The 6,452-nt window shown below is 64.5% G+C and carries 4 protein-coding genes; 3 read left to right on the forward strand and 1 reads right to left on the reverse strand.

Annotated features, from left to right (window positions below):
- Positions 1 to 13 precede the first annotated feature (13 nt).
- From ACVOK8_RS11460 to dxs, 3 genes are all read left to right on the forward strand, one after another.
- Positions 14 to 1,804, forward strand: coding sequence for an acyl-CoA dehydrogenase C-terminal domain-containing protein (locus tag ACVOK8_RS11460; protein WP_481566912.1), 1,791 nt, complete (start codon positions 14 to 16; stop codon positions 1,802 to 1,804).
- A gap of 340 nt (positions 1,805 to 2,144) precedes the next feature.
- Positions 2,145 to 2,810, forward strand: coding sequence for an HNH endonuclease (locus tag ACVOK8_RS11465; protein WP_481566913.1), 666 nt, complete (start codon positions 2,145 to 2,147; stop codon positions 2,808 to 2,810).
- 166 nt (positions 2,811 to 2,976) lie between these two features.
- On the forward strand, positions 2,977 to 4,887 hold the full coding sequence (dxs, locus tag ACVOK8_RS11470) for a 1-deoxy-D-xylulose-5-phosphate synthase (protein WP_481566914.1): 1,911 nt from the start codon (positions 2,977 to 2,979) through the stop codon (positions 4,885 to 4,887).
- 333 nt (positions 4,888 to 5,220) lie between these two features.
- Here dxs and ACVOK8_RS11475 read toward each other — a convergent pair whose 3' ends face one another.
- Positions 5,221 to 6,243, reverse strand: coding sequence for a TraB/GumN family protein (locus ACVOK8_RS11475; protein ID WP_481566915.1), 1,023 nt, complete (start codon positions 6,241 to 6,243; stop codon positions 5,221 to 5,223).
- Positions 6,244 to 6,452 lie beyond the last annotated feature (209 nt).

The following is a 6,452-nucleotide window of genomic DNA, read 5'->3' on the forward strand; positions in this document are numbered from 1 at the left end:
CGAGAGCCGCCTGATGAGCAACTACAAAGCCCCTGTTACCGATCTCCGTTTCGCCCTGCACGACGTGTTGAAGGCCGAGTCCCTGTTTGCATCGCTGGGTTTCGAAGATGCCAGCGCCGACGTTATCGATGCGGTACTGGAGGAAGCTGGCCGCTTTAGCACCAGCGTGCTTGCCCCGCTCAATGCGATCGGCGACCAGACCGGCTGCAAGCTCGACAAGGCCACCAATGAAGTGACCACCGCACCGGGCTTCAAGGAGGCCTATGCGCAGTTCGTCGAAGGCGGCTGGACCGGCCTGACCGCATCGCCGGATTTCGGCGGCCAGGGCATGCCGGAAACCATGGGCATGGCCTTGAGCGAAATGGTGTCCTCGGCCAACCTGGCCTGGAGCCTGTTCCCGATGCTGTCGCATGGCGCGGTTGAAGCGCTCAAGCACTACGGCGAAGACTGGCAGAAGGAAGCCTTCCTCAAGCCGCTGGTGGCCGGCAACTGGACCGGCACCATGTGCCTGACCGAGCCGCACGCCGGTACCGACCTGGGCCTGCTCAAGACCCGCGCCGAGCCGAACGCCGACGGCAGCTATTCGATCACCGGCACCAAGATCTTCATCACCGCCGGCGAGCACGACCTCAGCGACAACATCGTGCATCTGGTGCTGGCCAAGCTGCCCGACGCACCGGCCGGCCCGAAGGGCATCTCGCTGTTCGTCACCCCGAAGTACAAGGTCGACCGCGACGGCAAGCAGGGCGAGCGCAACGAACTGCATTGCGGCGCGCTGGAACACAAGATGGGCATCCACGGTTCGTCTACCTGCGTGATGAATTTCGACGGCGCCCAGGGCTACCTCGTCGGCCAGCCGCACAAGGGCCTGCAGGCGATGTTCGTGATGATGAACTCCGCCCGCCTCGGCGTTGGCGTGCAGGGCCTGGCGCAGTCCGAGCGTGCCTACCAGGGCGCACTGGCCTATGCCCGCGAGCGCCTGCAGTCGCGCGCACCCAAGGGTGCCGTGCAGCCGGACAAGCCGGCCGACCCGATCATCGCCCAGCCCGATGTGCGCCGCATGCTGCTGACCACCAAGGCACTGACTGAAGGTGGCCGCCTGCTCGCCGCACACGCTTACACCCAGCTCGATGCCGCACACAGCAGCGGCGATGCGCAGGCGCGCGCCGACGCCGACACCCTGGTCAGCTTCCTCACCCCCATCGTCAAGGCGTGCCTGACCGAGTGGAGCATCGAGGCTACGTACAACGGCCAGCAGGTCTTCGGCGGCCACGGCTACATCGCCGAGCACGGCATGGAGCAGTACGCCCGCGATGCCCGCATCACCACCTTGTATGAAGGCACCACCGGCATCCAGGCGCTGGACCTGATCGGCCGCAAGACCGCCGCCTCGCAGGGCGCCGGCCTGAAGCTGTTCCTGGCTGAGATCGAGCAGTTCATCGCTGCCAACGCCAGCAACCCGGCCGTGGCCGAGTTCCTGCCGGTGCTGGGTAGCAAAGCGCAGGAATGGGGCAAGCTGACCATCGACGTGCTGCAGCGCGCCGCCGCCAATCCGGAAGAACTGGGCGCAGCGAGCTGGGATTACCTGTTCTACAGCGGCTACATCGCCGTGGCCTACTGGTGGGCCCGCTCGGTGGTCGCCGCACAGGCTTCCAGCCACCCGGAAGCCTTCAAGCAGGCCAAGCTGGAAACCGCGCGCTTCTATTACGCCCGCATCCTGCCGCGCACCCTGAGCCACGCTGCCGGCATCGCCGCTGGTGCCGACTCGCTGATGGACATGGACTCGGTCCGCTTCGGCGACTGATCCAACAGCAAAAACATAGCAAAGCTCCCCTCATCCGCGCCTTCGGGGCACCTTTCCCCAAGAAGGGGGCTGCAGTCCCGCACGCGGGAGAAGGGAGAGATCAAGCAAGGCTGCGATCTGAAAGCCCCTCTTCCGCGTGCGGGAGAGGGGTTGGGGTGAGGGCAGCTCTTGCTTAGAGCCCCCTCCCTTGCGCCGAAGGCGGAGGGGAGTGCTGGGGAGGGATCAGCTTTTAGGCGACTGAAACACACCCAGCTTCGCGGCTCACGCCGCTCCCAAAAAATCACCGGCTTCACCCGCCTTTACACAAACTGTCACGCATCGTGTATAAGCTGTTAACCCGATGGAGACAGACACTACACCGCGTAGTCTGATCGATACCGGAGCCGGGACTTCCGCTCCGATAGACGGGTTTTCACTTCCGCCCTCCCTGCACCGCCTCGGCTCCGTGCGACTGCTGTCGCTGGATGCGCATGGCCGCGTGCTGGACTGGATCAACTGGCAGGACGCTGCCTGCCTGTATGCACGCGGTGCCGTCGCCTGGACCATGGGCGACCCCTGCCTGCACGTGCACGGCGCGATGTCGCGACTGACCGGCCTGCGCAGCGGGATGGACCTGCACCCGATCATCGCCTCGCGCGGCCACGCCCGCTCGCGCGCGATCGATCCCACACCCAACCTCACCAATCCCGCGCTGTTCGCCCGCGACGCCCAGCTCTGCCTGTATTGCGGCCAGCACTTCAACCGCCCGCAGCTGACCCGCGACCACGTCCTGCCGGTCTCCAAAGGTGGCAAGGACACCTGGGAGAACGTGGTCAGCGCCTGCTTCCACTGCAACTCGCGCAAGAGCAACCGCACCCCGGCGCAGGCCAATATGCCGCTGCTGGCAGTGCCGTACCGGCCCAGCTGGATCGAACACCTGATCCTGTCCAATCGCAACATCCTGGCCGACCAGATGGCCTTCCTGAAGTCGCAGCTGCCGCGCAAAGCCTTGCAGCGCGGGCTCTGAGCCCAGCATCGCAGCCCCGCGTATTCATGCGGAACTGCCATCAAGACTGAACACGGCCTTCAGCTTGGCGGCAAACCACCTCATCCAGCACTCATTGATGATGTGCTTTGCTTGCCCCACCCTCTCAGGACGGGGAAAATACCGTTTCGAGTGAAACGCGAAGACCATGATCGACTCTGCCAGCTATCCGCGCCTGTCGCGCATCAAGACTCCCGATGACCTGCGTCTGTTCGACGAGAGCGAACTGGGGGCCATTGCCGGCGAATTGCGCGCCTACCTGATCGAATCGGTTGGCAAGAGCGGCGGTCACTTCGCGGCTGGGCTTGGCGTGATCGAGCTTACCGTCGCCCTGCACTATCTGTATGACACGCCGGTCGACCAGCTGGTGTGGGACGTGGGCCACCAGACCTACCCGCACAAGATCCTCACCGGTCGTCGCGACAGCATCCACACCGTCAAGCAGAAGGACGGCGTTGCGCCGTTCCCCAAGCGTGAGGAGAGCGAGTTCGACACCTTCGGCGTCGGCCATTCCTCGACCTCAATCTCCGCCGCACTGGGCATGGCCATCGCGCGCCAACGCCAGGGCGATGAGCGCAAGGTGATCGCGGTGATCGGCGATGGTGCGATGACCGCCGGCATGGCGTTTGAAGCGCTGGCCCATGCAGGTGGCATGGACGACGAGCCGAACGTGCTGGTCATCCTCAACGACAACAACATGTCCATCTCCGAAGCCGTCGGTGGACTGACCAAGATGCTGGGTCGGGCAACCGCCAGCCGCACGCTCAACGCCCTGCGCGAGAGCGGCAAGAAGATCCTTGGCGACAAGCGCCACAGCCCGCCTGCGCGCTTCGTGAAGCGCTGGGAAGAGCAGTGGAAGGGTATGTTCGTGCCCTCCACCGCCTTCGAGCAGATGGGCTTCCACTACACGGGCCCGATCGACGGCCATGACCTGCCGCTGCTGGTATCGACCCTCAAGCACCTCAAGGATGCCAAGGGCCCGCACCTGCTGCACATCATGACCACCAAGGGCAAAGGCTACGAGCCGGCCGAGGACGACCAGATCGGCTACCACGCCGTCGGTCCGTTCGACCCGAGCAAGGGCCTGCCGGAAAAGGGCGCGCCCAAGAAGCCGACCTATACCGACATCTTCGGCGATTGGCTGTGCGACGCCGCAGCAGCCGATCCGAAGCTACTGGCGATTACCCCAGCGATGCGCGAAGGCTCGGGCCTGGTGCGTTTCAGCAAGGAATACCCGCAGCGTTACTTCGACGTCGCCATCGCCGAGCAGCACGCAGTGACGTTGGCTGCCGGCATGGCCACGCAGGGCTCCAAGCCCGTGGTCGCCATCTACTCCACCTTCCTGCAGCGCGCCTACGACCAGCTGGTACATGACGTCGCCACCCAGGACCTGGACGTACTGTTCGCCATCGACCGCGCCGGCGTGGTCGGCCCGGACGGCGCCACCCACGCAGGCAACCTCGACCTGAGCTACCTGCGCTGCGTGCCGAACATGGTCGTGATGGCACCGGGCGATGAAGCCGAGTGCCGGCAGATGCTGAGCACCGGCCTGCAGTACAAAGGCCCGGCCGCAGTGCGCTATCCGCGCGGCACCGGCCCCGGCGCCGCCGTCGGCACCGATCTATCCACGCTGGAGATCGGCAAGGCGCAGCTGCGCGTACAAGGCAGCCGCATCGCCATCCTCGCCTTCGGCGCGGCCCTGCCAGCGGCAGAGCAAGTTGGCCGCGAGCTCGGCCTGAGCGTGGTCAACATGCGTTTCATCAAGCCGCTGGACAAGGCGATGCTGCTGGAGCTGGCACGCACACACGACGGCTTCGTCACCGTTGAAGACAACGTGGTTGCCGGTGGCGCGGGCTCGGGTGTTTCCGAACTGCTCAACGCCGAAGCCGTGCTGATGCCGATGCTGCACCTCGGCCTGCCTGACAGCTACCAGCACCACGCCAGCCGCGAAGATCTGCTGGCCGAAGCAGGGATTGATGCGGCAGGCATTCGCGCAGCAATCCTGAAGCGCTGGCCGAAGTTGCAGGACAGCACCGCACCGTTGAGTGCTGCGAGCTGAGCTGGACTCCAATTTGCGACTATCCCGAAATCCGATGCCAGTCCCCTGACATCGGATTTTTCTTTGTGGGGGCGGCGTAAGCCGCGAAGCAAAAGCACCATCCGGCAATGCGAAAACTGGCTGCTCGAGCTATCCCAGCTTCGCGGCTTACGCCGCTCCTACAAAACAGCAACAACGTAGCCCAAGTAAGCGCAGCGCGCCCGGGCAAATCACTTTCCAGCGGCCCCTCAGATCACCGCGAACAGCCCCGGGTGCGCTTCCGCTTACCCGGGCTACTTGGGGTGTGCACGCCGTCCTTGCATCAGCTCCGCGCTGTCACCACAGAACTGCGCTTCAGGGCGACTCAACCTCATACCCACGCGCCTGCAGCGCTGCCAGATAGCCATCGGCTTCCAGCAACCGATCCACCGGCAACATCGCAAACGTTTCTTCATTGCGCTGCACGGCAGTCTCCGCAATCGACAACCAATGCTGGCGCACACCCGCCTTAAGATCACCGAAACCGCGATTGCGCACGAAGCCCGACTGCGTGATCGCCTGCATGCAGGCCGCACCCGCGTCCTCATACGGTGAGCGTCGCAACGCCTCCACATCGCCCATTGCCCAGGCATTCGCACGCTCGACCAAAGTCGGCAGATCGTTCTCAACCAAGTCCACGGTCCGTTCAAGGCACACCGCATCATCCATGCCACCCTCGCGGAACTCGCGGACCGCGGCCTTCGGGTCCTCGATCTTGATCTTCCAGCTCGTTGAGGTGGGCGTGATACCCGCCGCCTTCGCGGCAGCTTCCACAACCGGCCAGACCACCGGCTTCTGACCGAGGCCGATGGATTTCATCGCCGCCGCCTGCAACTCACCGGCGGCGAACATCGGTCGCTTACGTTCGACGCCGCCATCGCGCGGCAGGTAACGTTGCTTGACCGCACGCCAACGCGCATACAGCGGCGGCGCCAGCACATCACCCAGCTCCGCGCCGTCTTCGTTACGCATTACCTTCCAGACCGATGGCGCCAACGCCAGCTTGCCGAAGAAACCCACGTCGGCGTCAAACACCACACCGGGTGACAGCAATACCTGCCCCGAGCGCGCGATCACCGCTCGCACCTCATCGGCCCGCCAATCAATCTGGTTGGGCAAGGGCGACACCGTGCCCAGTATCCAAAGCACATGCCCGTCCTTGCTGACCCGCCACAAGCCAGGCCCGGGCTGCACGCCATGGACGACGACCGCGTCCATATCGCGGATCGGTGCCGCTCCCGCGTCCGCAGGCACGTCCATCGCTTCCTGCGCCGAAACCCGTCCTGCAAGCAAGCACATCAACAGACAGCAACCACGCAAGCTCTGCACTACCGACATACCTGTCTTCCTTGGGACGACCTGGCTGGCGACATTAGCCATTTCGTTGCAGCAATGCGTTAGAACATCGTTCTTCGGATGCAATGAATTTCCAAGCTGCAGGTGTAGTGGCGCGGCCGGGTGCGGGAGATGGAGTTATATAGAAAAACCAGCCCCCGCAGGCGGCGCGCGTAACCCCGACCCCCCCGGACAACCAGCAACAAGACCGC

It is taken from the genome of Stenotrophomonas sp. STEN083 (assembly GCF_056759195.1).